This window comes from Candidatus Poseidoniia archaeon (genome assembly GCA_030748895.1).
GTDB lineage: Archaea > Thermoplasmatota > Poseidoniia > MGIII > CG-Epi1 > UBA8886.
Map to the genome: position 1 here is coordinate 6,453 of JASMLC010000008.1, position 21,927 is coordinate 28,379.

At 66.4% G+C, this 21,927-nt stretch carries 19 protein-coding genes; 13 read left to right on the top strand and 6 right to left on the bottom strand.

The window, feature by feature from the left end; all coding sequences use genetic code 11:
- The 7 genes from ccsA to QGG57_04465 all read left to right on the top strand — a co-directional run.
- Nucleotides 1–730 (top strand): cytochrome c biogenesis protein CcsA (gene ccsA / locus QGG57_04435; GenBank protein ID MDP7007416.1); only part of this gene is annotated, 730 nt, incomplete at its 5' end.
- Nucleotides 727–1,254 carry a hypothetical protein gene (locus QGG57_04440; GenBank protein MDP7007417.1) on the top strand — a complete coding sequence of 176 codons (528 nt, stop codon included), beginning with the start codon at nt 727–729 and terminating at the stop codon, nt 1,252–1,254. The genes ccsA and QGG57_04440, both read left to right, overlap by 4 nt.
- On the top strand, nt 1,244–1,645 hold the full coding sequence (locus QGG57_04445; GenBank protein ID MDP7007418.1) for a cytochrome c maturation protein CcmE: 402 nt from the start codon (nt 1,244–1,246) through the stop codon (nt 1,643–1,645). Before QGG57_04440 ends, QGG57_04445 begins: the two co-directional genes overlap by 11 nt.
- Before the next feature lie 104 nt (nt 1,646–1,749).
- Nucleotides 1,750–3,123, top strand: a complete 1,374-nt coding sequence (locus QGG57_04450) for an RtcB family protein (protein ID MDP7007419.1) — start codon at nt 1,750–1,752, stop codon at nt 3,121–3,123.
- A gap of 1 nt (nt 3,124) precedes the next feature.
- The gene (fen, locus tag QGG57_04455; GenBank protein MDP7007420.1) at nt 3,125–4,141 is read left to right on the top strand and encodes a flap endonuclease-1; all 1,017 of its coding nucleotides are present in this window, start codon (nt 3,125–3,127) and stop codon (nt 4,139–4,141) included.
- Nucleotides 4,142–4,175: 34 nt separating this feature from the next.
- Complete coding sequence (locus tag QGG57_04460; protein MDP7007421.1) at nt 4,176–5,006, top strand: phosphosulfolactate synthase; 831 nt, start codon at nt 4,176–4,178, stop codon at nt 5,004–5,006.
- A gap of 7 nt (nt 5,007–5,013) precedes the next feature.
- On the top strand, nt 5,014–5,691 hold the full coding sequence (locus QGG57_04465) for a 2-phosphosulfolactate phosphatase (GenBank protein MDP7007422.1): 678 nt from the start codon (nt 5,014–5,016) through the stop codon (nt 5,689–5,691).
- Here QGG57_04465 and QGG57_04470 read toward each other — a convergent pair.
- The gene (locus tag QGG57_04470) at nt 5,688–6,146 is read right to left on the bottom strand and encodes a PIN domain-containing protein (GenBank protein MDP7007423.1); all 459 of its coding nucleotides are present in this window, start codon (nt 6,144–6,146) and stop codon (nt 5,688–5,690) included. The two genes, QGG57_04465 and QGG57_04470, sit on opposite strands and share 4 nt — an antisense overlap.
- A 101-nt stretch (nt 6,147–6,247) precedes the next feature.
- Between QGG57_04470 and QGG57_04475 the strand changes: the two genes are divergently transcribed.
- Nucleotides 6,248–7,423 (top strand): sugar phosphate nucleotidyltransferase, encoded by a 1,176-nt coding sequence (locus QGG57_04475; GenBank protein ID MDP7007424.1) that lies wholly within the window; start codon nt 6,248–6,250, stop codon nt 7,421–7,423.
- The gene (glmS, locus tag QGG57_04480) at nt 7,423–9,240 is read left to right on the top strand and encodes a glutamine--fructose-6-phosphate transaminase (isomerizing) (GenBank protein MDP7007425.1); all 1,818 of its coding nucleotides are present in this window, start codon (nt 7,423–7,425) and stop codon (nt 9,238–9,240) included. The genes QGG57_04475 and glmS overlap by 1 nt, the downstream gene beginning before the upstream one ends.
- An 11-nt stretch (nt 9,241–9,251) precedes the next feature.
- Here glmS and QGG57_04485 read toward each other — a convergent pair whose 3' ends face one another.
- Entirely contained in the window at nt 9,252–12,884 is a 3,633-nt protein-coding gene (locus tag QGG57_04485) for a phospholipase D-like domain-containing protein (protein ID MDP7007426.1), read from the bottom strand.
- Between the two features lie 58 nt (nt 12,885–12,942).
- Nucleotides 12,943–13,092, bottom strand: a complete 150-nt coding sequence (locus QGG57_04490) for a 50S ribosomal protein L40e (protein MDP7007427.1) — start codon at nt 13,090–13,092, stop codon at nt 12,943–12,945.
- Between the two features lie 78 nt (nt 13,093–13,170).
- Between QGG57_04490 and QGG57_04495 the strand changes: the two genes are divergently transcribed.
- From QGG57_04495 to QGG57_04505, 3 genes are all read left to right on the top strand, one after another.
- A complete protein-coding gene (locus QGG57_04495) occupies nt 13,171–14,565 on the top strand; it encodes a hypothetical protein (protein MDP7007428.1) in 1,395 nt (464 codons plus the stop codon).
- Between the two features lie 38 nt (nt 14,566–14,603).
- Nucleotides 14,604–15,020, top strand: coding sequence for a hypothetical protein (locus tag QGG57_04500; GenBank protein MDP7007429.1), 417 nt, complete (start codon nt 14,604–14,606; stop codon nt 15,018–15,020).
- 121 nt (nt 15,021–15,141) lie between these two features.
- Entirely contained in the window at nt 15,142–16,242 is a 1,101-nt protein-coding gene (locus tag QGG57_04505) for a hemolysin family protein (protein MDP7007430.1), read from the top strand.
- Here the strand turns inward: QGG57_04505 and QGG57_04510 are convergent.
- Nucleotides 16,208–19,141, bottom strand: coding sequence for an MMPL family transporter (locus tag QGG57_04510; protein MDP7007431.1), 2,934 nt, complete (start codon nt 19,139–19,141; stop codon nt 16,208–16,210). The two genes, QGG57_04505 and QGG57_04510, sit on opposite strands and share 35 nt — an antisense overlap.
- Nucleotides 19,142–19,260: 119 nt before the next feature.
- Nucleotides 19,261–20,040: a polyprenyl diphosphate synthase gene (uppS, locus tag QGG57_04515; protein MDP7007432.1), complete on the bottom strand. Its 780-nt coding sequence runs from the start codon at nt 20,038–20,040 to the stop codon at nt 19,261–19,263.
- Nucleotides 20,041–20,088: 48 nt separating this feature from the next.
- On the opposite strand from uppS, the gene QGG57_04520 reads away from it, so the two are divergent.
- Nucleotides 20,089–21,129 (top strand): RsmD family RNA methyltransferase, encoded by a 1,041-nt coding sequence (locus QGG57_04520; GenBank protein MDP7007433.1) that lies wholly within the window; start codon nt 20,089–20,091, stop codon nt 21,127–21,129.
- Here QGG57_04520 and QGG57_04525 read toward each other — a convergent pair.
- Nucleotides 21,126–21,851 (bottom strand): PKD domain-containing protein, encoded by a 726-nt coding sequence (locus tag QGG57_04525; GenBank protein MDP7007434.1) that lies wholly within the window; start codon nt 21,849–21,851, stop codon nt 21,126–21,128. The genes QGG57_04520 and QGG57_04525 overlap by 4 nt on opposite strands.
- Nucleotides 21,852–21,927 lie beyond the last annotated feature (76 nt).

A 21,927-nucleotide genomic window follows, 5' to 3' on the forward strand; every position in this document is an offset into this window, starting at 1 on the left:
TAGCTTAATTAGCGGTGCAGGGTCGCGCGGCGTGATGAAGTCGCACTCGATTACCGGCGCGCTCGGCGCGACGGGGTTCGTGCTGGTGCTGCTGACACTCTGGCAGGGGTTGCTGGTCATGCCACCGGCGCGCTTCTTCACCGCGCCCAACGCGCAGCGGCTCTTCTACCTGCACGTCCCGTCAGGGCTGATGGCCTACCTGGCGTTCATGCTCGTCGTCGCCGGCAGCGGCTGGTGGCTCTGGAAACGCACCCCGCAAAGCGACCGGCTGGCACGCTGCGCTGCCGAGCTGGGCATCGTCTTCGGCGCGATGTCGCTCGCGTCGGGGACGTTCTGGATGCGCGCCGAATGGGGGGCCGACATCGTGATGCGCTTCTTCAGCGACATGCGGCTGGCGACCACGCTCGCAATGTGGCTGCTGCTCGTGGCATACGTCGCGTGGCGGCGGCAGCCCGATTCGGAAGCGGTGCGCCGCGGTGCGGCCATCGTCGGGATGCTCGGCGTCATCTCGGTGCCGTTGTCGTATCTTTCGTCGCGCTTCCTGCGCTCCGACCATCCCGTGATTGTCGGCACCGACGACCAGGACGCGCTCGCGCCCGAAATGCGGCTGGTGCTCTACGCGGGGCTGCTGGGATTCCTGCTGCTCTTCGTCGCGCTGCTGCGCACGCGGCTAGAGCTGGAACGGCTCGAGGAGGAGCTGCTCGCAGCACGGCTGGAGGGCGCCGCATGAGCGGTGCCCGCATCGCGGTGGCGCTGCTAGTGGCATTGCTGATAATGCCGTCCGCGGCTGCCGAGACGGTGACGCTCACCGACGGGGACGCCAGCGTGGCAGTTAGCTACGACCCGGTCTTCCGCACCGGCGAGGCGTGGTTCATCGACCTTGTGGTCGAGAACGGCGACGGCTACACGGTCGAGGCAGAGTTCGCCGGCGCCGAGCCGCGCTCGAAAGCGCTGCCGGCCGCTGGCGAAGCCAGCTTCTCGTTCCCCGGCGCGACCTTCCACGGCGAGGCGTTCAACGTCCCGCTCGAGCTGCGGCTGCTCCGCGACGGCAGCACCGTCGCCAGCACGACCGTCGAGATTGACGTCAGCGTCCCGCCTGCGGAGGACCTGCTCTGGCTCTGGGGCGGGATGACCGTTTTCTGGCTCGGCATCGCCGCTTACGCGGGCTGGCTTCACCGACGGCAGGCGGAGCTGCGGCGGCAGCTGGAAAGCCATATTGCTGCCGCCCCTGCTGGAGGGAAAGATGGAGAGTGAACGACGCACGCGGCAGCCGCTGCCGACATGGGCCAAAGGGCTGCTGGCGCTTGCGATTCTCGTCGCGACTGGTGCGGTCGCGTTCTACTCGGTCGACGAGCAGGTTGACTACGTTTCAGTCGAGACTGCAATCAGCGGCAGCTACGACGCGGGCGAGCGCGTGCAGGTCCACGGCAATGTGCTAAACTGGACGCGTGAAGATATTGAACTGGTCGAGGGCGACTACACGCTGCGCGTCGAGCTGAACGGGGTGCTCATTCCCGACACCTTCGCCGAGGACAAGGGCGCCACGATTACCGGCACGCTGGCCGAGGTTGACGGTGAACTTGTGCTGCGCGCCGAACTCATCCAGATGGGGTGCCCTTCAAAATACGAGCCGGCCGAGGCATGAGGGACCAGCCTTTCCCGTGGCTGCTAAAGCAGAATAAAGGCAAACTGCCGCTGCAGCTGCGTCCCGCCGGCGATGGCGTCTTCGAGCTGCCGCAGCAGGGCAGCATGCGCGTCCCCGGCCGCATCTATTCGACGCCCGAACTGCTGGCACATCCCGGAATGGACTCGGCGCTGGAGCAGGTCGCCAACGTCGCGACACTGCCGGGAATCGTCGACGCCAGCCTGGCGATGCCGGACATCCACTGGGGCTACGGCTTCCCCATCGGGGGCGTCGCCGCCTTCGATGCAAACGAAGGCGGCGTCGTTTCGCCGGGCGGGGTCGGCTTCGACATCAACTGCGGCGTGCGGCTGCTGCGCACCGACCTTGAACTGGGCGACGTCCAGCCGCGTCAGAGGGAACTGGTTGACGAGCTTTTCAAGCGCGTTCCCGCCGGGCTGGGGTCGAAAAGCACGCTGGCGCTCTCGAACCGCGAGCTGGATTCCGTGCTCGAGCGCGGCGCGCAGTGGGCCGCTGAAGAGGGGTATCTCTGGGACCGCGACGTCGAGGTGCTCGAGGAGCGCGGGGCGCTCGACGTGGCGCAGCCGGAGCAGGTTTCGGATTTCGCGCGCAAGCGCGGCCGCAAGCAGGTCGGCTCGCTCGGCAGCGGCAACCACTTCCTTGAATTACAGGTCGTCGAGGAAATATTCGACGACGCGGCCGCAAAGGCGTTCGGGCTGCGCGAGGGACAGGTGGCGGTAATGATGCACACCGGCTCGCGTGGTTGCGGCCACCAGGTATGCCAGGACCATCTCGAGTGCGTCATGGACGCATCAAAGGAGGCCGGCATCGAGCTGGCCGACCGGCAGCTGGCATGCGCACCGCTCGAATCCCGGGCGGCGCGCAACTACGTCGGCGCGATGTCGGCGGCCGCCAACTACGCCTGGGCCAACCGCTCGATGATTACGCACTTCACCCGTCAGGCGTTCACGCAGGTCTTCGGCACCGAGGCGGAAGCGCTCGGGCTGGAGACGGTCTACGACGTCGCGCACAACATCGCCAAGCTCGAGCAGCACGGCGGCCGCGAAGTGTGCATCCACCGCAAGGGCGCCACGCGCGCGTTCGCCCCCGGCTCGGACGAAATCCCGGCGCAATACCGCGACGTCGGCCAGCCGGTGCTGGTGCCGGGCGACATGGGCAGCGCGTCGTGGGTGCTGGCGGGCGCCGAGGGCGCGATGCGCGACACCTTCGGCTCGGCCTGCCATGGCGCCGGCCGCGCGATGGGGCGCAAGGCGGCGGCGCGCAAGTTCGACTCGAAGCGGCTAATCCGGGATTTATGGCAGAAACAGCGCGTCTACGTCCGCGCCCGTTCACCGCGCGTCGCGGCTGAGGAGGCGCCGGGCGCCTACAAGGACGTCTCGCAGGTGGTCGAAGTCTGCCACCAGGCAGGGCTGGCGCGCAAGGTGGCACGCATGCGGCCGCTCGGCGTCGTGAAGGGCTGAAATGGGCATCAAGCTCGGCTCGATTATCCCGGCGCAGCCCATCGAGCTGGCGCAGCTGCGCGGGCAACGGCTGGCGGTCGATGGCTACAACCTGCTCTACCAGTTTCTGGCGTCAATCCGGCAGCGCGACGGGATGCCGCTCGCCGACGCGCAGGGCAACACGACATCGCACCTGTCGGGGCTGCTGTTCCGGCTCTCGGCGCTCGCTGCGGAAGGGCTGCGCTTCTGCCTGATTTTCGACGGCAAGCCGCACGCGCTCAAGAAGCGCGTGCTCGACGAGCGGCGCGACCGCAAGGTCAAGGCGCAGGCGGAGTGGGAAGCGGCACTCGCCGCGGGCGACCTGGTCAAGGCGCGCACCAAGGCGCAGCAGACTTCACGGCTGACGCCCGAGATGGTCGCCGAGGCGCAGGAGCTGCTCGACGCGCTCGGGCTGCCGTGGGTCACCGCGCCTTCGGAGGGCGAAGCGCAAGCGGCGGCGATGATGGCGGCGGGCGTGGTCGACGCGGCGGTCTCGCAGGATTTTGATACACTGCTCTTCGGGGCGCCGCGGCTGCTGCGCAACCTGACCGTCTCGGGGCGGCGCAAGCTCCCCGGCCGGCAGGCGTGGGTCGCGGTGACGCCGGAGGAGCTGACGCTGGCTGGCGCGCTGGAGGAGACGCTGCTCACGCGTGAACAGCTGGTCGACATGGCCATCCTGATGGGGACCGACTTCAACCCCGGCATCCACGGCATCGGCCCTAAAAAGGGGCTGAAACTGCTGCGCGAGCACGGCCGCGCCGAGCCGGCGCTGGCGAAGCTGGGGCACGAGGTCGAGAACCTTGACGAGCTGCGGCAGCTCTTCCTGAACCACCCGTCGGTCGAGTTCGCGCCGACGTGGGGCGAGCCGCGCCGCGGACGCGTCATGGAGCTGCTCTGCGACCGCCACGGCTTCTCGCGAGCGCGAGTCAGTACCGCGCTCGAAAAATTCGCGCAGCCGCCCCCGCCCATGGGCCAGCAGGCGACACTGGGCGATTTCTGAAGATTTTAAGTAGTTCGAGGCGGTCGCACGAGCCGTGAGCGAGAAAGCGTTCGAGTTCCTGCCGATGCCGGAGCGCAGCGCGAAGCCGCGCCGGACCGGGCTGACGATGGTCATCGACACCGGGCTCGGCTACCGCTACACCGAGGATTTGCTCGAAATCTGCGCCGACTACATCGACCTGTGGAAACTGGGCTGGGCGACAACGCAACTCCAGCCGCTTGACATCGTGCGGCGTAAGGTCGAGCTGCTGCGGTCGCACAACATCTCGGTCTGCAACGGCGGCACTCTGCTGGAGCTTTCCGAGCATCAGCAGAAGGCGTCCGAGCTCTTCGCCGAGCTGCGCGAAATGGGCGCCGACGCGACCGAAATCTCGAGCGGCAGTCTCGATATCGAGCCAAATCGCGTTTGCGAGCTGATAGCGGAGGCGCGCGAGGCGGGGCTGAAGCCGTTCTGCGAAGTGGGGCGCAAGCTCCCCGGACGCGACCTGGCGGCCAGCGAATACAATGCGCAGCTGAAGCAGTTCCTGGCGGCGGGCGCCGAGAAAGTCATCGTCGAGGCGCGCGAGTCGGGCGCCAGCGTCGGGCTGATGGACGACGCGGGCGAGGTGCAGCTGGCGCGTATGCAGGCGGCGCTCGCCGGCGTCGATGCCGAAAACGTCATCTTCGAGGCGCCGCGCAAGTCGCAGCAAGTCTTCTTCCTGCGCGAGTTCGGCCCCGAGACGAGCCTTGGGAATATCGCGCCGACCGACGTGATTTCGGTCGAGACGCTGCGGCGCGGGCTGCGCGGCGACACCGTCGAGGATTTCTACACCGTCATCGGCGAGCGGCACCTTGCCGCGAGCGGCCGGGGAAAGCCCGGGAAATGAGGCGCTGATGCGCATCGCCATCGAGCAGGGGCTGCCCGGCGCCGAAGCGGCGGCGGCACGCGGCGACGCGGTGGTCATTATCGACGTCATCCGCGCTTCGACCACTTACGCCACGGCGCTCGCCGGCGGCGCGGCGCGCATCGTCCCCTGCGCCAGCCGCGCGCATCTCGAGGAGCTGCGGAGCCGCTACCCCGACGCGTTGCGGTCGGGCGAGCGCGAATGCCGCCGCATCGCCGGCTACGAACTCGGGTCGTCGCCGACCGAGATGGCTGCCGCCGACCTGCGCGAGCGGACGCTGCTCTCGACGACGACCAACGGCTCGCGCATGGTCGTCGCGGCCGCCGGCGCGCCGGTCGTGCTGATGGGCGGTTTCTGCAACGCCCGCGCCGTTGCACGCTTTTTACGGGTGCGAGGCGACGATGTCGCGCTGGTCTGCTCGGGGCGGCTCGGCGAACCGGTCATCGAGGACTGGCTCGGCGCCAGCTGGCTGGCGCACCTGCTCGACGGCAGCGGCAGCGATTTCGAGCTGTCGCAGGACGAAATCCGCGAGCGCTGCCGCGCTTCGCCCAGCCACGCTGCGCTCGTGGCGGCGGGACTGGAACGTGACTTCGAGCGCTGCATGGCGTTCGACGCGTTCGACGTGGTGCCGCTGCTCGACGGCGACGGGTTCGTGGCGGCAGACTAGCGCCGCGTCCGCCGCAGCTCGCTGCTACAAGTCGGGCACTCGCCGTGCTGGTCGTCCCATTTCTGCCGGCAGCCGCTGCAGATCCAGCGCCAGCGCAACTGCTTGGCGATGCCGACGGTCTCAACCGGCAGCCACGCGATGCCCATGGCGGCGGCGACGTTCTGCATCGCGAAGTCGTCGGTGATAAGCGTCGCATCGCGCTCGAGCGCCAGCGCCAGCAGCTGCGCATCGACGGGGGAGAGCACGCCCGCGTCGCCCGTTTCCTGCGCGGCGGCGGCGACGCGCTCCTGCGCCGGCGCGTCAGCAGACGCAATCTGCATCCCGGCCGCGGCGAGCTGCGCGTGGTATTCGCGGCTGCGGCGGTTCACCAGCTCCTGCTCGACGCCGGGCGCCGTCAGCAGCTCGCCTTGCGGGTGGCGGCGGGTGAAGAACGCGACACTGTCGAGCACGAACACCGTGCGCCAGCGCCGAGGCGGATATGAAGCGCACCCCCGGCAGGCGCGGCCGCCAATTTGCAAATCGTAAGGATGATATACTCCCCCACGTGCGGCGGCGCATGCGTGCCGTAATCCTGACGGCCGGCGAAGCCGCACGGTTGCGGAGCTGGACCGCCAGTCGCCCCAAGGGGATGCTGCCGCTCGCCAACCGCACCATTCTGGAGCATCTTGTCGCCGGGCTGCGCGACGCGGGCGTGCGGCAGGTGACGCTAGTCGTGGGGCATGGCGCCGAGAGCGTCATGAGCCTGTTCGGCGATGGCGGTCGCCATGGCGTCGCGGTCGAATATGCGCGGCAGCAGGAGCTGACCGGCACGCTTGACGCGCTACGGCTCGGCGCCGCGGCTGCCCCCGACGAGGAACTGCTGGTCGTGCCGGGCGACAACTACGTTGCGCCGCAGGGATTTGTAGCGCTGCTCAAGGAGCAGGGCGAGGCACTGCTCGCGAGCGAGGCGCTGCGCTGGTCCAAGTGGGGCGGGCTCGAGCTGGAGGGCGACGCGGTGCGGCTCAGCTACGAAGAGCCGGACGCCGTCGGGCGACTACATTTCACCGGCATCGCGCGGCTCGCGCCGGCGACCGTCGCCAAGCTTGCAAAAAGCAAGGAGCGGCACATCGGCAAGGCGCTACAGCCGCTACTCGCCGACGGCACCACGCAGCCGGCGGTCGCGATGGCCGAGGCGTGGCACAACATCGTCTATCCGTGGGATATGGTGGGCGGCAACCAGGTCGCGCTGCGCTACCTGCCGCAGGAGCTGGCGGGGACCTGCGAAGCGGGCGTCATGATTCGCGGTGCGGTCGCCATCGGCGACGGGACGCGCGTCGCCGCCGGCTGCTACCTGCAGGGGCCGCTCGCGATTGGCAGCGGCTGCCGCATCGGCCCCGGCACCGTGCTGGGTCCGTCGACCGCCATCGGCGGCGGGGTCGAAATCGGCGCGCATTGCGAAATCGCCGACACGCTCGTAATGGATTCGGTCTCGGTCGGCAGCTATACCCACTTGCAGGCGTGCGTCGTCGGCGAAGCGAGCGAACTCGGCTCACACGTCGTCGCGCTCCCCGGCCCCGAAGAGGCTACTTACCTGCAGTCGCAGCACTCCGTGGTCGACCGCGGCGCGATGGTCGGCGACGGCTGTCGTATCGGCGACCGCGTGGTGCTGCAGGGCGGCTGCGTGCTCTCGCGCGGCGCCGTCGTGAACGACGGCGCCGCGGTCGACGGCGAATTCCCACCGGAGGCCGCCTGATGTGCGGCATCGTCGGCTACGCCGGGAGCGGCGACGCGCCGCAAATCCTGATTGAGGCGCTGAAGCAGCTCGAATACCGCGGCTACGACTCGGCCGGCATCGCGGTGCAGGAAAACGGGGGGCTTGCCGTCCACAAGAAACAGGGGCGCATCGCGGTAATGGAGGAAACGCTGCCCAAGCTGGCGGCAACGGTCGGCATCGGCCACACCCGCTGGGCAACCCACGGCGAGCCGTCCGACGCCAACGCGCACCCGCATCTCGACGCCAGTGGCGACATCGCCGTCATCCACAACGGGACGCTCGAGAACTACGCCGACCTGCGCTCCAGCATGGAGGCGACCGGCATCGAGTTCAGCTCCGGGACCGATACAGAGGTGCTGCCGCACCTTATTGCGCGCCATTACAACGGCGACCTGCTCACGGCCGTGCGGGCGGCGCTTGGAGAGGTAACCGGCGCGTACGCGATTGCGGTGCTGCACGCGGCGCACCCCGGCGAAATCGTCGCGGCGCGCAACGAGTCGCCGCTGGTGGTCGGCTTCGGCGAAGGGGAGAATTTCCTGGCCAGCGACGCGCCGGCGATTGTGAAATACACGCAGCGCGTCGCGTATGTTCGCAACGGCGAACTGGTGCGGCTGACAGCCGACAGCGTTGATATCAGCGACATGGCGGGCACCACGCGCGAGCCCGAAATCGAGGAGCTGGAGTGGGCGGTCGAGGATGCCGAACAGGGGGGCTACGCGCACTTTATGCTCAAGGAAATCTTCGAGCAGCCCCGCGCATTGCAGGAATCGCTGCTGCCGTCGCTCGCCGAGGCGATTGTCGACGGACTCGACCTGAACTGGCGCATCGGCTCGATTTCAATCGTGGCGTGCGGCACTTCGTTCCACGCCGGACTGGTCGGCAAATACGTCATCGAGCAGCTGACTGCTATCCCGGTCAACGTCTACCACGCTTCCGAATTCCGCTATTCACCGCCGGTGCAGAACGTCGGCGGAATGCTCTCGGCGCGGCCGCTGGTGATGCTGATTTCACAGAGTGGGGAGACGGCCGACACGCTCGCCGCCGCCCGCGTGGCGCGGCAGCAGGGGTCGCACACGGTCGCCATCTGCAACGTTGGCGGCAGCAGTCTGGCGCGCGAAGTTGACGGTATCCTGCTGACGCGCGCCGGCCCGGAGATTGGCGTCGCGGCGACGAAAACTTTCATGGTACAGATGCAGGCGCTCTACATGCTGGCGGTGCATCTCGCCTATTCTCGCAAGAGCATGGACCTGCCGCAGCTACGGCGCTGGGAGCAGGAGCTGCGGCGGCTGCCACACTATGTGGGTCAGGTGCTCGAGCGCCGCTCCGCCATCAGCAAGCTGGCGGGGACGCTCCAGTCGGCCAGTTCCATCTTCTTCATCGGCCGCAACCTGAGCTATCCCATCGCGCTGGAGGGGGCGTTGAAGCTGAAAGAGATTTCGTATCTCCACGCTGAAGGATACCCGGCCGGCGAGCTGAAGCACGGGCCGCTGGCGCTGCTATCGCCAGAGACGCCGGTCGTCGCCATCATGAACTCCGACCACACCCACGCCAAGCTGGTCTCCAATATCGAGGAAGTGGCGGCGCGCAAGGCGCCGCTGCTGCTGGTCGCGCAGGAGGGCGACGCGGATACGCAGCGGCTTGCGGAGAATATTATCACGGTCCCGGCGACCGACCCCGTATTGCTGCCGTTCACTGCCGGGGTTGCGCTGCAGCTGCTCGCTTACCACGTTGCCGACGCGCTGGGATGCGAAATCGACAAGCCGCGCAACCTTGCCAAGTCGGTAACTGTCGAGTAAGGCGCGCGCGTTCAGCGCCACCTTTTCCGGCGCGCGACGACCGCCAGTGCCGCAACTCCCACTAGTAGCGGCAGCGCCGGCAGCCCCTGCCCGGAATCGCCGCCGCCCGGCGCGGGCGGCGGCGGCGGCGCGGAGCCGTTGGCGAGCGCCCAGTCGTCCCAGAAGAGGATGGAGTAATAGCTCGCGACCGCAGTCGAGTCGAGGATGAGGCCGATTTCGCGATTCCAGGCGCCGCCCCCGACGCCCCAGTTGATGCTCCCCACCAGCGTCCAGCGGTCGTCGACGACCAGCGCCTTGTTGTGGATGCGAGTGAATTCGTCGCCGCGGTAGTAGCGCACCGCGACGCCCGCTTCCTGCAAGGCGAGGAATCCCTGCCGGTTGTTGTCGGCGACTTCCTGCTTAGTGCCATCGAGCATTACCGTCACCGCGACGCCACGTTCGTGGGCGGCGAGCAGCGCTTCGAGGTAGGGGCTCTCGCCGGTCGACCACCATGTTGTCAGGTGGTGCTGCTGGACCAGGATGCGGCTCTCTGCACGCGTCAGCAGCCCCATGACTGTGGAGTTGTGCAGTGTGTTGTCGGGGCCGGCCACCAGCTGCACTTCGAAGAGCTGCTCCAGCTCGAGCGGCGGGCGCGGCGCGACCGCCGCTTCGCGGATGTACGGCTCGACCGGCGTGAAATCGGCTGGCGCGGTGGCGGTGTCGAAGGCAACGACGTCGCCCCATGCAGTGTCGAAATCGGTTTCGAAAATCGCGGTAAGCGACGACGCGAGGCTGTCGGATTCGACGACGACGCCCCAGCCGCGGTTGCCGCTGCCTTCGGTGGGGATGCCGGTCGAGCCCCAGTTCTCCGACATTACCGCCGTATAGCGACCGTCGACGACAAGATACTTGGCGTGGATGTAGGGGTAGCGCGTCGGCTCGTCGCCGACGCGCAACATCAGCCGCACGTCGACGCCGCCCGCGACCAGTTGCGCAGCGTGGTAACGGTAATGACTGGCAAAGCCGGCGACCGGCGAGCCTTCCAGCAGCACTCGCACCTGCACACCGCGGTCGCGCGCAGCGAGCAGCTCGTCGACCAGCGCGGTGTGGTTCAGGTAATAGAGGCTCAGGTCGATGCTGCTCTCGGCGTCCTGTAAAAGGTCGCGCAGCACGTCGAAGGTCGAATCGGGCGACGCGAAGGCGGTAATCGCCCGCGCAGCGTGCAGACTGCTCGCGAAGTCGCTCTGCCCCGGGCGCAGCTGGCGGTAGCTGGCCCAGTCGGCGGCGCTGTCGGTGTCGCGGTAGCCCGCGCCGGAAGCGTTGTTGCGGTGCAGGTAGCGCCCTTCGCCCGGCAGCTCCGCCGTGGCGCCGCTCCATCCCGCCGGCAAGGCGGTGTCGCCCCCTGTTATTTCGCCCCACGCCACCGCGTCAGCGAGCACGCCGCGCCGGTCGCGCAGCTCGACGATATCGCCGAGGTTGCGCAGGTAAAACGGACTGCCTTCGAGCGCCGGGACTCCGCTGCCGTCAGGGAGCATCTGGAAGTCGGGCCACGCGTGGTGCGAGGCGAAGAAGGCGGTCGCGTTTTGCGCCAGCACCAGCCGCTCGCCCGCAGCGAGCAGCGTGCCCCGCGGCAGGCAGAGCTGGTCGCCCGCGTCGCCCAGCAACCAGCCGCCGACGTCCTGCGCCGGGCCGGTGTTGAAAATCGAAATCGCTTCGTCAGCTTCACCGGTCAGCCACGGGTCAAACCAGACCCACTCCAGCAGCACGCCGTGGCCGCCGCTCGCGGGCGGCGTGTGCCCTAGGTCGAGCCGCGCCGTCGCGCCGGCCGCGACGCTGACCGGCAGCCATTCGCCGGTCGGCAGCCGCACAGTGTAATCGCCGGGCGGGGCCGCCAGCCGGTAGCGCCCCCAGTCGCAGCCGGCGCCCCATGAACCCGGTTGCGACAGGTTGGCGGCGACGAGCCCGCTGGTGTTGCGCAGCTCGACTCGCAGCACAGAGTGGGGGGCGCTGCTGTTGCCAACGTAGCCGACGACGCTGCCCCACGCGGGCGGAATGGCGAAAGCGGTAGTTTTCAGCTCGATGAAATCCGCAGTATCGGCAGCGTTGCGCACCTTGATTTTCAGGTAGCTGCCGGCCGGCAGCTCCGAGTCGAGCCGTAGCCAGAGCGTGCCTTCCCAGCCGAGGCTACCGTTCAGCGCCAGCGGCTGGTAGCTGTTGCGCCATTCGCTGCCGTCCCACGGCTGCGAGCGCATCGAGCCGTTGCCGTAGAACCACGCCATGATTTCGTAGTCGGTGCCGGGAACGCCCTGAAAGCGCACCTTGAGCGGCAGCAGCGTCCCCGCCCCGCCGGCAATCGCCTGCGGCAGTTCGAGCAGCTCGAGCGCCGCTTCGGGCAACGGCTCGCCCAGCTCGAACAACGTCGTCTCGCCCGCGACGATTTCGACCTGCTGTTCCAGCACGCCCGCCACCACCAGCCGGTAGCTCCCGGGCGGTGCCGCCAGCGTCAGGTTGCCGGCGTCGCCCACCGCGGGCCACGGCAGCGGCAACGTCAGCGTCCGCGCCACCAGCGTCGCGTCGTCCCACAGGCTCGCCTGTCGGGAACCGTTAGCGGGGCCAAGCGCGCCGGCGAGCCAGCCCCACTCGCTCGCGAGCGGCAGGGCCGTGCTGGCGTTCGCCACCAGCTCCCCGGAATCGTATGCGGCGGCCGCCAGCTGCAGGTCGCCTGACAGGGCTTCCGTGAGCCGCAGCCAGATGGCTTCGCGCCAGGTGCCGTTGCCGTCGAGCGTCGCGTCGAGCGCGTCAGCCCAGTCGCTGCCGTTCCAGAGCTGTGAGCGTGAAGCGTTGGATTCCCGCAAGGCGATTTCCAGCCGCAGCTCCGCGCCGGCATCGCCGTGAAGGCGAAGCTCGACCGGGAAGAGCGTCCCCGTTTCCGGCACGATTTGCACGGGACGCTCGAGCAGCGACAGCGTCAGCCCGGCATCGTAGCCGAGCGTCGTCTCGGTGGTTTGCCCGTTCACGACGGTGACCGTCCGCTCGGCACTGCCGTCGGCCATGCGCAGCGTGTAGTCGCCTGCCGGGGCTGCGAGCCGGAAAAAGCCGGCATCGCCCTGCGACTGCCACGGCTGCGCCTCGGTCAGGTTGCCGGCCGCGAGCGTCCCGGAAGCGCGGAGCTCGACGTGCGCGTCCTCCCACGCACTGTCGCCGTCGCCGGCGTAGCCCTGCACCCAGCCGAAGCTGGCGGCGACGGGGATGTCATCGACGCGGTCCTCGCCGTAATCGCTGGTGGTGTTGGTGTCGCGCACCTTCGCCTTGAGGTAGCTGCCGGCCGGCAGCTCCTCCTTGAGGCGCAGCCAGATAATACCGCTCCACTCGCCGTTGCCGTCGAGGAAAATCGCGAAATAGTTGACCCGGAACCAGCCCTCGCCATCCCACCCCTCCGAAGGCCAGCTGGCGGAGCCGGAGTGGTAGAACCACGCTGCCACCTCGTAGTTGCGGCCGAACTCGCCCGCGACCGAGACGGCTACCGGGATTATGGTCCCGGCAGCGCCGGCGACCGGCGCCGGGTATTCACTAATCTCGATGGTCGGGTCAGCCCGCGCCCCCGCACCGGGCGGCTGCCACGGCAGCAGCAACAGGACGAGCAGCAGGGCCAGCACACGGCGCACGCCCCCGAATATGCGCGCTAATTAACTGGTCGCCCGCCGCACCGAGCAGGGCACCGGCCTACTTCCCGCGCGACTCTCGTGCCTTGGACCGCAGGTCACTCGAGTTGCACTTGCGACAGCGAACCGCCTTGGTAGCATTGCGAGCGTTGCACTTCATACAGATTTTCTTGTTGAAAAGGCGTGCCTCTGCTTCCGGAAACCGGGCCATGCCGCGCCGTAGCAGAGGGGGATAAAAGCGGTTTCGCCGAACACCAACTGTTTAAAACCACGCCGACACGGTCGCGCCGTGCGGGCAATCACGAGCCTTCTGCTGCTGGCGCTGGCGCTGGCGCCGGCAGCCGGTGCCGCAGGCGACACAACACTGGAGGCCAGCCTTGAATTCAGCAGCCAGCAACAAGGCGTAATTCAGCTCGAACTGGCGTGGCCGGAAGGCCCCTATCCACCAGACGGGCTGGACTGGGAGGGGCTGCGCGAGCAATATCTGGACCCGGAATTCTCCCTCTCGGGCGAGCCAAATGCAGAGGCGGTCCTGCGCTACCTGACCGCGCCAATGCCGGGCGGCAACGGCACGACCAGCCTTGCGGCAGCCATCCTCGGCAGCGACGCGGTGGACTCGGCTAGCGTCAGCGCACTTTCGGCAGAACGGGGAAACCTGCAACTCACGATTCAGTTCCGCCTCGCAGATAACGCAATGCTCCACCCGCTAATGTTTGTCAGCCAGTTGAATAACGCCAGCGCGCTCGAGGCAGAACTGGCCATTAGCTATCCACCCAATGTAAGGCTGGAAACCAACGAATTCGTGCTGGACCACCTGCGCACCCCGCTGGGAGGCAGGCTGGGCATCGGCCTGCTGGCGAGCGATACGGCCAGCTACGACCCGGCCGAGGGCGAAATCGTCATCAGCGAGGTACCGCAGTGGGCTGACGGCCGCGTCATGGCGGTGGCGGTGGTGCTACAGCTGCTGCTGATTGTTGCCATCAGCTACCGCTACGGGAGCAGCCTGCTGCGGCCGCTGCTCTTCGGAGTGATGGCACTATTCGCCTACCTCTTCGTCTCATTCCCCTTCTCGACCGGGCTCTGCTACGCGATTATCCTGTTCGGGCTGGCGCGGCAGTACGTCGGCGCCCTCGCCTCAGAGGAGTTGCGGCGCGACATGGATGGCTTCGTCGACACGCTGCTGACGCGGCCGCGCGGCGTCGCGGCCGCGGCCGGGGGCGGAGCGGCGCTGGAGGAGCTGCGGACATCGCGGAACCCACTGGCGCGACTGTTCCCGTTCAAGGTCCAGGAACTGTTCCTGATTTACGATGACGGACGGCTGATTTCGCACGCGACGCTGCACGGGTCGCGGATGGTCGATTCGGAAATAGTCAGCTCGATGCTCACCGCTATCGGCGACTTCATCAAGGATTCGTTTCGCGCCGATGACAAAGGCAACCTTGAAAACCTCAAATACGGCAACATCAACCTCTACGTCCAGCGACGGGAACCGCTCTACCTCGCGGGAGTCATCTCGGGGACCGCGCCCGACGATTTCGGTACGCTGATGAAGGAATACCTCGATGAGCTGTGGGGCGAATATGGCTACGTAATCGGCCGTAGCTGGAACGGTGACACCAGCAGCCTCGGTGACATACGGGGCGACCTGTCTGAATTCATCCACTACTGGTCCTCATCGCGCTGAGTCACCCTTTTATATACCTGAAACCGTCAGAGCCCCTGATGGAAGAGGACGAAGACCTCGACTGGCAACTGCAGGAACTGTTCCTGCTGTTCGATGACGGGCGGCTTCTGGCGCACGCATCGCTACAGGAAGACCAGTCCGTCGACAGCGAAATCGTGGGCTCGATGCTGACTGCTGTCAGCGACTTCGTGGGCGACTCTTTCTCGACGCGCGACGGGGTGCTCGAGCACCTGCGCGCCAGCGACCTCAACGTAATGCTCCAGCGCTCAAGCCCGCTGATGCTGGCCGGTATCGTTTCCGGCACGCCGCCGGCAGGATTCGGGCAGGAGTTGCAGGGCGTTGTCAAGGAAATGCGCGAGAGTTACAGTTACCTGGTTGATGAGCAGTGGAATGGAAGCACTTCACTGCTTGACTGTGTCCGGGAGGAGCTGAAAGCGTTCCTGTGTCGAGACTAACTAACCCACCCTTTTCAGCTATGGCATTCCCCTCGGAAGCGTGTCGCGAGGAAACCTTAATTGAGTAACCGAATAAGTTTCGATACCGGCCGCAGGAAATGCCCTGCGAGGGGGCGACAGGATGCTTGAGCTCGGGACGGAACTGGCGTCCGTCTCATGGTCCCAGGTAGCATTCTTCCTGCTGCTGGCGCTGGGAATCTCGTTCCTCTGCTCGCTGCTCGAGGCAGTGCTGCTATCCGCCAACTGGACCTACATCGAGAAACTGGCCCGGGAAGGGCGCAGCAGCGGGCCGCTGCTGCGCCGCTTCAAGGAGGAAATCGACGCCCCGCTGGCGGCAATCCTGACACTGAACACCGTCGCGCACACCGTCGGCGCGGCCGGGGTCGGCGCGCAGTTCTACGAAAGCGGCGGCAACTGGCTGGCGGCAGCCTCGATTATCATGACGCTGCTCATCCTGATATTCTCGGAAATCATCCCGAAAACCATCGGCGCCACCTACTGGCGGCAGCTGGCGACGCCTTCCGCGCACGCCATCCGCTGGATGGTGTTGCTCACCTGGCCAGCAGTCGTAATCCTGCAGAAATTTTCGCGCTCAATCTCGACCAACGGCGCACAGCCCGAGATGACGCGCGAGGAAATGATTGCCGTCGCTGAACTGGGCGAGGACCAGGGGACGCTAGACAAGGGCGAGACACGCGTTATCCGGAACCTGCTGACGCTCGATAATATCCACGCCGAGGACGTCATGACTCCCAGCACAGTCATGCTCACCTTCCAGCAGTCGCAAACCGTTGCGCAGGTAGTCGAGGCGCACTCGCCGCTCCCCTTCTCGCGCATCCCGGTCACCGACTCCGGGCTGGACGATGTAGTCGGCTTCGTGCTGCGCAGCCGGTTGATGGAGGCTTACGGCGGCAACGATAGCGAATCCCCGTTAGGCGACCTGCTCCAGCCGCTGCACAGCGTGGGGCCAGAGGACAGCGTCTCCGACCTGCTCGACGAGTTCATCGCCCGGCGCGAGCACGCCTTCCTCGTCGTGGATGAATACGGCACCACGCAGGGGCTGATTACGCTCGAAGACGCTGTGGAAACGCTATTGGGAGTGGAAATCGTCGACGAATCCGACTCGGTCGAGGACATGCGCCAGCTGGCGCGCGAGTTGTGGGAGAAGCGGCAGCGGCGGCGCGAGGTCAGCCAGTCCGCTGCTGGCCGACCCACTCGCTGAGCCGGTTCCCGGCCCACACCAGACTAGGCAGCACCAGAATTGCAATGGCAACCGAATAGACAATCGTCGCAGCAGTGATGATGCCGAAGTTGCGTACCAGCGGCATCGGGCTCAACAACAGCACCGCGAAACCAGCTACGGTCGTCAGCCCCGAAATCAGCAGCGCCGCACCAGTCTGGTGTATCGTATTCTCCAGCGCCGCCTGCTCACCCCGGTGTTGCGATTCCTCGCGATACCGTTCGACGATGTGGATAGCATAATCAATGCCGAGACCAACCGTGAGCGCAGTGACCATCACCGTCATCACGTTGAGTGTGATTCCCAGCGCCGCCATCGTGCCCATAATCCAGATGGCAGCCAGGATTACCGGCAGGATATTGAGCAGTCCCAGCCCCGCATGGCGGTAGATGCCGACCAGCAGTACCGCCGCCAGGAATAGCGCCACTAGCGTCGAGGCAAGCTGGGTGTTCTGGATGGCATTGACCGTCGTAATCGTCAGGATATGGCCTCCGGTGAAGGACACCTCTGCCCCAGGGAAGCCGTCCTCCGGGACATCTTCGTGCAGCTGCACCAGCAACTGCTCCAGCCCCTCGTTATCCAGTTCGTTATTGCGCGTCGGCCCGACGAAAATGCGGACCACCGCCGCATCATACTCATCGGCAGTGTTACGGTGCAGGAGCTGCTGCGCCTGTTCGGCGTAGGTGGCGCCCAGGAAGACGTCCGCCACGTCGAGGTCGCGCTGCCACAAGTAGTCAAAAAGTTCCTCGATGTCGCCGTCGCTGGTCTGGCTGAAGCTGACAGCCTCATGCGTCAGGTTGAAGCTGTGGCGCAGCGACTGGACAAAGAGGAAGTCGCCACTGCGGACCGCGATGTTCTCGACCAGCGCGTCATCACGCGTGTCATTGACGTGCGTGAACCGCAGGTGAGCTCGTGCGGCGCTTTCGGGGATAGTGACTGTGAAGGCGAAGCTGTCGGCAGTAGGTGAGCCGCTCCATGTATCTGCCTGATAGCTGACCGTGCCGCTCTGCATGCCAGTCGCGTTAAGCCAGGTGACGCTCACCTCGAGTGTCAGGAGCGCCGGCGTGCCGGGGTGGTCGGTGGTCCATGCCACCTGCATTGTTTCGCGGGCAGGGCATGAGAAGGGGGCCGTCACCTGCCATTCATGAGTCAGGTTGTTCCCGCTGGAAACCGAATATGACTCGGCGTCAATTGCTGTCTGCACCAGTGTCTGGATTGAATCTGCACGCGGTTCGGCACCCACCTGAATTATATAGGTGTCGTCGACAAAACCATATTCGCCTGCTCCGTCACCAAATTGCAGCTGACTCAGGTCGTCAAGGAATTCGCGGTAGGTCAGGTTGCCCTCAATCAGGATTTGCGACTGGGCGTAGCTGGCGCCACGGAAGTCGGTCTGGATGGAGCTGGCCGTGGACATTATTGGCAGGTCGTCCGAAAGGAAATCCTCGATTGAGAATGAAGTATCTAACTTGGTAGACCCCGCCAGCGCCACCAGCGTAATCACCGCGACCGACGCCAGGATTGTGAGCGGCCGCTGCTCGACTGCCATCGCCGCCCGGGCGATAGTCGCCTCGACCAGCTCGGGAGTATCATGCAGCGCGGCGGGAGTCGCACCGCGTGAGTCAAGCCATAATCGCAGCGATGAGTGGAAAAAGACCGTTAGCAGGAACGCAGCGGCAATGCCGAAGGCGCAAATGAGGCTGAAGTCCCGCACCGGCCCTACTCCGGCGGTAATGCCGGAGAGGAAGGCAATTACGGTAGTCAGCATCGCCAGCGTCAGCGCGCGTCCCGTGTGCTGTAACGATACTTCCATCGCGCCCGGGACCGAGCGGCCCAGATGCAGCTCCTCCTGATAGCGTCGACTGAGGTGGACCGCAAAGTCGATACCGAGGCCGACGACCAGCGGCATCACCGCCACATCGATGGCGGTCAGCTGGATTCCGACCAGCCCGGTAAAAGCGAACGTCCAGGTAACTGCCAGCGCCAGCGTCAGCAACGGCAGCAGGACGTAGGACCAGTGGCGGAAGCTGAACCAGAGCAGCAGCACTGTCATCACCAGCATCCCGGCGCCCATCATCAGGTTGGTCAGGCGGGTTGACTCGTCGACATCGTGCGCCAGCAGGTCCACCGAAAACGGCTCTGCTTCCAGCTCGGTTGCGTAGTCATTCCACTCCATCGCCAGCTCGCGCAGCTCGATTCCCACCTGCTTCTTCTGGTCGTTATCGAGCCCCGGTTCCATGTAGGCCAGAATGAGCGCTGCGGTTGCGTTCGGGCCGGGGCGGCACACGCCCTCCTCAGGGAACCAGAAACCGGTCCAGTCAAGGTCACGATGGACCAGTACGTCAGTCACGAAATCAACGTCGGCGACAGAGTAGTTGCCGCCCTCGAGCGACCCCAGCGAATCATGCACCTGTTCCCAGGGACAGGCGTCCTGGCTCACCGCGTCGAGCGACCTCCCACTATCGGCGAGCGCCTGGTCGAAGAAAGCGGCTACCGATACGACATTGGTGACGCCTGAAATTCGCTCCACACGCTGGTGCAGGTCGAGCATCTCGAGCAGCGCCGGTATCGTCAGGACGTTGTTCCGACCGCCGGCCGGTATCAGGTAGAGCTGCGCCACCTTGGATTCCTGTCCGAACAGCTCCTCGGTCCGTTCGTGATTAGCGACCGCCGGCGAATCAGGCAGGAACGCCTCGACGTCAGTGCTGAAGGAAACGTCCTGCAGGAACGGTGCCAGCAGCAGGGTAATCACGATGGTTGCCGCGACAATCTCGCGCGGGCGTTCGAGCGGCAGCCGAGCGGCACGGTCGAGCATCGCCGCCGGCAGGCCGGCGTGGCTAATAAGCGTGTTCAGCGGCCGCGACGCCGTGCTGTGTAACAAGCGGTGACGCCAGGCTGCGCCGATGAGTGACCGGAGGGAGCGAATTAGCGGCCGCGACGCCGTGCTGTGTAACAAGCGGTGACGCCAGGCTGCGCCGATGAGCGACCGGAGGGAGCGAATTAGCGGCCGCGCCGTCGCTGCCGCTGCTGGTAGGCACGGATGGCGCGCAGGAAGTCCACCTTGCGCAGCGCCGGCCAGTAGACGTCGGCAAAGTAGAACTCCGAGTAGGCGAGCTGCCACAGCAGGAAATTGCTGACCCGCTCCTCGCCCGAGGTGCGCAGGATCAGGTCGGGGTCGGGCAGGTCGCCGGTGTAGAGGTGGCGCGAGACCATTTCGGTATCAATCTCGTCGGGCGCCAGTTCTCCTGCCTGCACCTTGCGTGCCAGCTGGCGCATCGCCTGGATGATTTCCTGGCGGCCACCGTAGGCGACGGCGATGTTGTAGCGGTAATCTTTGTAGTGCGCCGTCTTTTCCTCGGCGTACGCGATTGCATCGCGCACCCGCTCCGGCAGCAGCTCGCGGTGCCCCAGCGCGCAGACCCGCACGCGGCTGCCGTGGATACGGGGGTCGTCGCCCACCTGCCGGAACGCGTCGGCGAAGAGATTCATTAGCGTCTCGAGCTCTTCCTTCGGGCGGTCGAGGTTCTCGGTCGAAAAGGCGTAGACCGTCAGGACGCGAATGCCCAGTTCCTGGCACCACTCCATCATCTCCTCCAGCTTGCCACGCCCGCGCAGATGGCCTTCGAACGGCGCGAGGCCAAGCTGCTCGGCGAAGCGGCGGTTGCCGTCCATGATGACCGCCAGATGGTGCGGCAGCGGCTCCTTACGCAGGTTGCGCACCAGTCGTTTCTGGTAGAGCGAATAGACCGGCCCCAGCAGTCGCCCCAGCCTGAAGAACACGGCGCGGCACCTTCGCGACCCATATATGAAGCCGGCCGCTCCCGCCACATGGCAGGCGAGTGGGTCTTCGAGCTGGGCGGCGAGCAGCCGCAACTGGCGCACGCCGAGCTCGATGAACTGCTGACGGCGGCCGGCTGTGCGCCCGCTTTCACCGAGGCAGACGGCCTGCGGCTGCGCTGCACCCTCGCACAGCCGCCACCGACCGGGCTGCTGGCGCGGCTGGGGATGGTGCGCAGCGGCGGCGAATTCGCCGCCGCTGGCTCGCTGACGGAGCTGGAAACGGCGGCGGTCGCCATCGACTTGGGCGGCGCGCGTTTTGCGGTGCGCTGCGCGCCCGGTGCGCTCAACCCGCAGGCGGTCAACCGGCGGCTCGGTGCCGCGCTGGCGAAGCACGGCCGCGTCGACCTCGAGCAGCCTGAAATCACGGTGCGCGTTTTCCAAGGCGACGCGCTCGAGTTAATGCTCGAGCGCGAGCCGACCGGCTACCGCCGCTGCCTCGAACATCACCTGAACCGGCGGCCGCGCTTTGCGCCGGTCTCGCTGCCGCCACGGCTGGCGCGTGCGATGGTAAATCTGGCGCTCCCGTCAGGCGCTGCGGCAGGCGCTGCGGCAGGCGCCGAAGGCGATACTGCAGTCGCGGCCCCAACAGGCGACGGGCAACTGCTCGACCCGTTCTGCGGCACCGGGGGGTTGCTGATTGAGGCGGCCGACTGCGGGCTGGCGGCGAGCGGCGGCGACTTCGACGGCGAGATGGTCGCCGCGACGCGCGAAAACCTGCAGCACTTTGGCTTCGCTGCGGAACTGGAGCAGGGCGACGCGGCCGCCGTGGTGCAGCGCGTGCGGCCGGCGGCAATCGCGACCGACCCGCCCTACGGCCGCTCCGCGTCGACCGCGCGCGAGCCGCTCAGTGAGCTGCTCGCGCGCTTCGGCGCCGCCTGCGCGGAGGCGCTGCCGGCCGGCGGGCGGCTGGTGCTGGCGCTGCCCGATCCGGCGCTGCTGCCGCAGGCGGGCTTCAGCGAGCTGTTCCGCTGCGAGTGGTATGTCCACGGGTCGCTGACGCGGCACCTGCTGCTGCTCGAGCGCGACTAGTACTCGACGCGAATCGAGAGCTCGTAGGACATCGCGCCCGCGGTAGCCTCGATACGCCAGATCCAGTCACCAACACTATCGACCTGCCCACCAGAGAACTCCACTGAGAAACTGCCCTCGTTGTAGGTGTTGTTGAAAATCTCATCGCCGGTACCGTTGAAGACGGAAATGCTCACCTCCGAAGTGGTGAGGGTGCGCTCGTCAGTCAGGTTCCAGCCCAGCTCTACCCGCGTGCTATCGGCCTCGACCGGGAACTGCTGCTCTTCGGAGTTGCAGCCGCCCCCAGTAAGCTGGCACTGGACACCGCCCGAGCGTTCATCAGTGTAGGCGCTCGAGTCGCTGGAAACCGTCACCTGCACGATATCTGAATCAGTCGCGTTGGCAGGGTCGCTGACGGTGAGGGTTACCGAGTAGCTACCCTCCGCTTCCCAAGTGTAGGTGGTCATCAGTCCCGAAGAAGTATTGCCGTCGCCGAAATCCCAGTTGTAGACTAGCGGGTCACCGTCGGAATCGCTTGAGAGGTGACCCGATAGTGAAAGTTCCTCGCCAACCCCGACCTTACCGTTGGCCGGCTCCATCACAATCCTGGCGGTGGGGGTGTGGTTGACCTGTTCCTCCTCGTCGCCATCGTCAGCCTCGAGGACAAGGAACCAGTATCCTGCGCCAGCGCCAGCGCCGGCGACGAGGAGCAGCAGCAGGATTATCAGGCTCAGCTTCTTCACGTGATTGTGCGACTATACCCCGGCTATATAGAATTGTCACCCCCGACGGGAGGACTGCGTTCCTGAAGGAAAGCAT

Bases quoted from the DNA above. Each gene is read 5' to 3' on its own strand.
- glmS (MDP7007425.1), top strand. From the start codon at position 7,423: ATGTGCGGCATCGTCGGCTACGCCGGGAGCGGCGACGCGCCGCAAATC.
- QGG57_04490 (MDP7007427.1), bottom strand. From the start codon at position 13,092: ATGGCCCGGTTTCCGGAAGCAGAGGCACGCCTTTTCAACAAGAAAATC.
- QGG57_04500 (MDP7007429.1), top strand. From the start codon at position 14,604: ATGGAAGAGGACGAAGACCTCGACTGGCAACTGCAGGAACTGTTCCTG.
- QGG57_04445 (MDP7007418.1), top strand. From the start codon at position 1,244: ATGGAGAGTGAACGACGCACGCGGCAGCCGCTGCCGACATGGGCCAAA.
- QGG57_04505 (MDP7007430.1), top strand. From the start codon at position 15,142: ATGCTTGAGCTCGGGACGGAACTGGCGTCCGTCTCATGGTCCCAGGTA.
- QGG57_04440 (MDP7007417.1), top strand. From the start codon at position 727: ATGAGCGGTGCCCGCATCGCGGTGGCGCTGCTAGTGGCATTGCTGATA.
- QGG57_04520 (MDP7007433.1), top strand. From the start codon at position 20,089: ATGGCAGGCGAGTGGGTCTTCGAGCTGGGCGGCGAGCAGCCGCAACTG.
- QGG57_04450 (MDP7007419.1), top strand. From the start codon at position 1,750: ATGCGCGTCCCCGGCCGCATCTATTCGACGCCCGAACTGCTGGCACAT.
- QGG57_04475 (MDP7007424.1), top strand. From the start codon at position 6,248: ATGCGTGCCGTAATCCTGACGGCCGGCGAAGCCGCACGGTTGCGGAGC.
- QGG57_04465 (MDP7007422.1), top strand. From the start codon at position 5,014: ATGCGCATCGCCATCGAGCAGGGGCTGCCCGGCGCCGAAGCGGCGGCG.
- fen (MDP7007420.1), top strand. From the start codon at position 3,125: ATGGGCATCAAGCTCGGCTCGATTATCCCGGCGCAGCCCATCGAGCTG.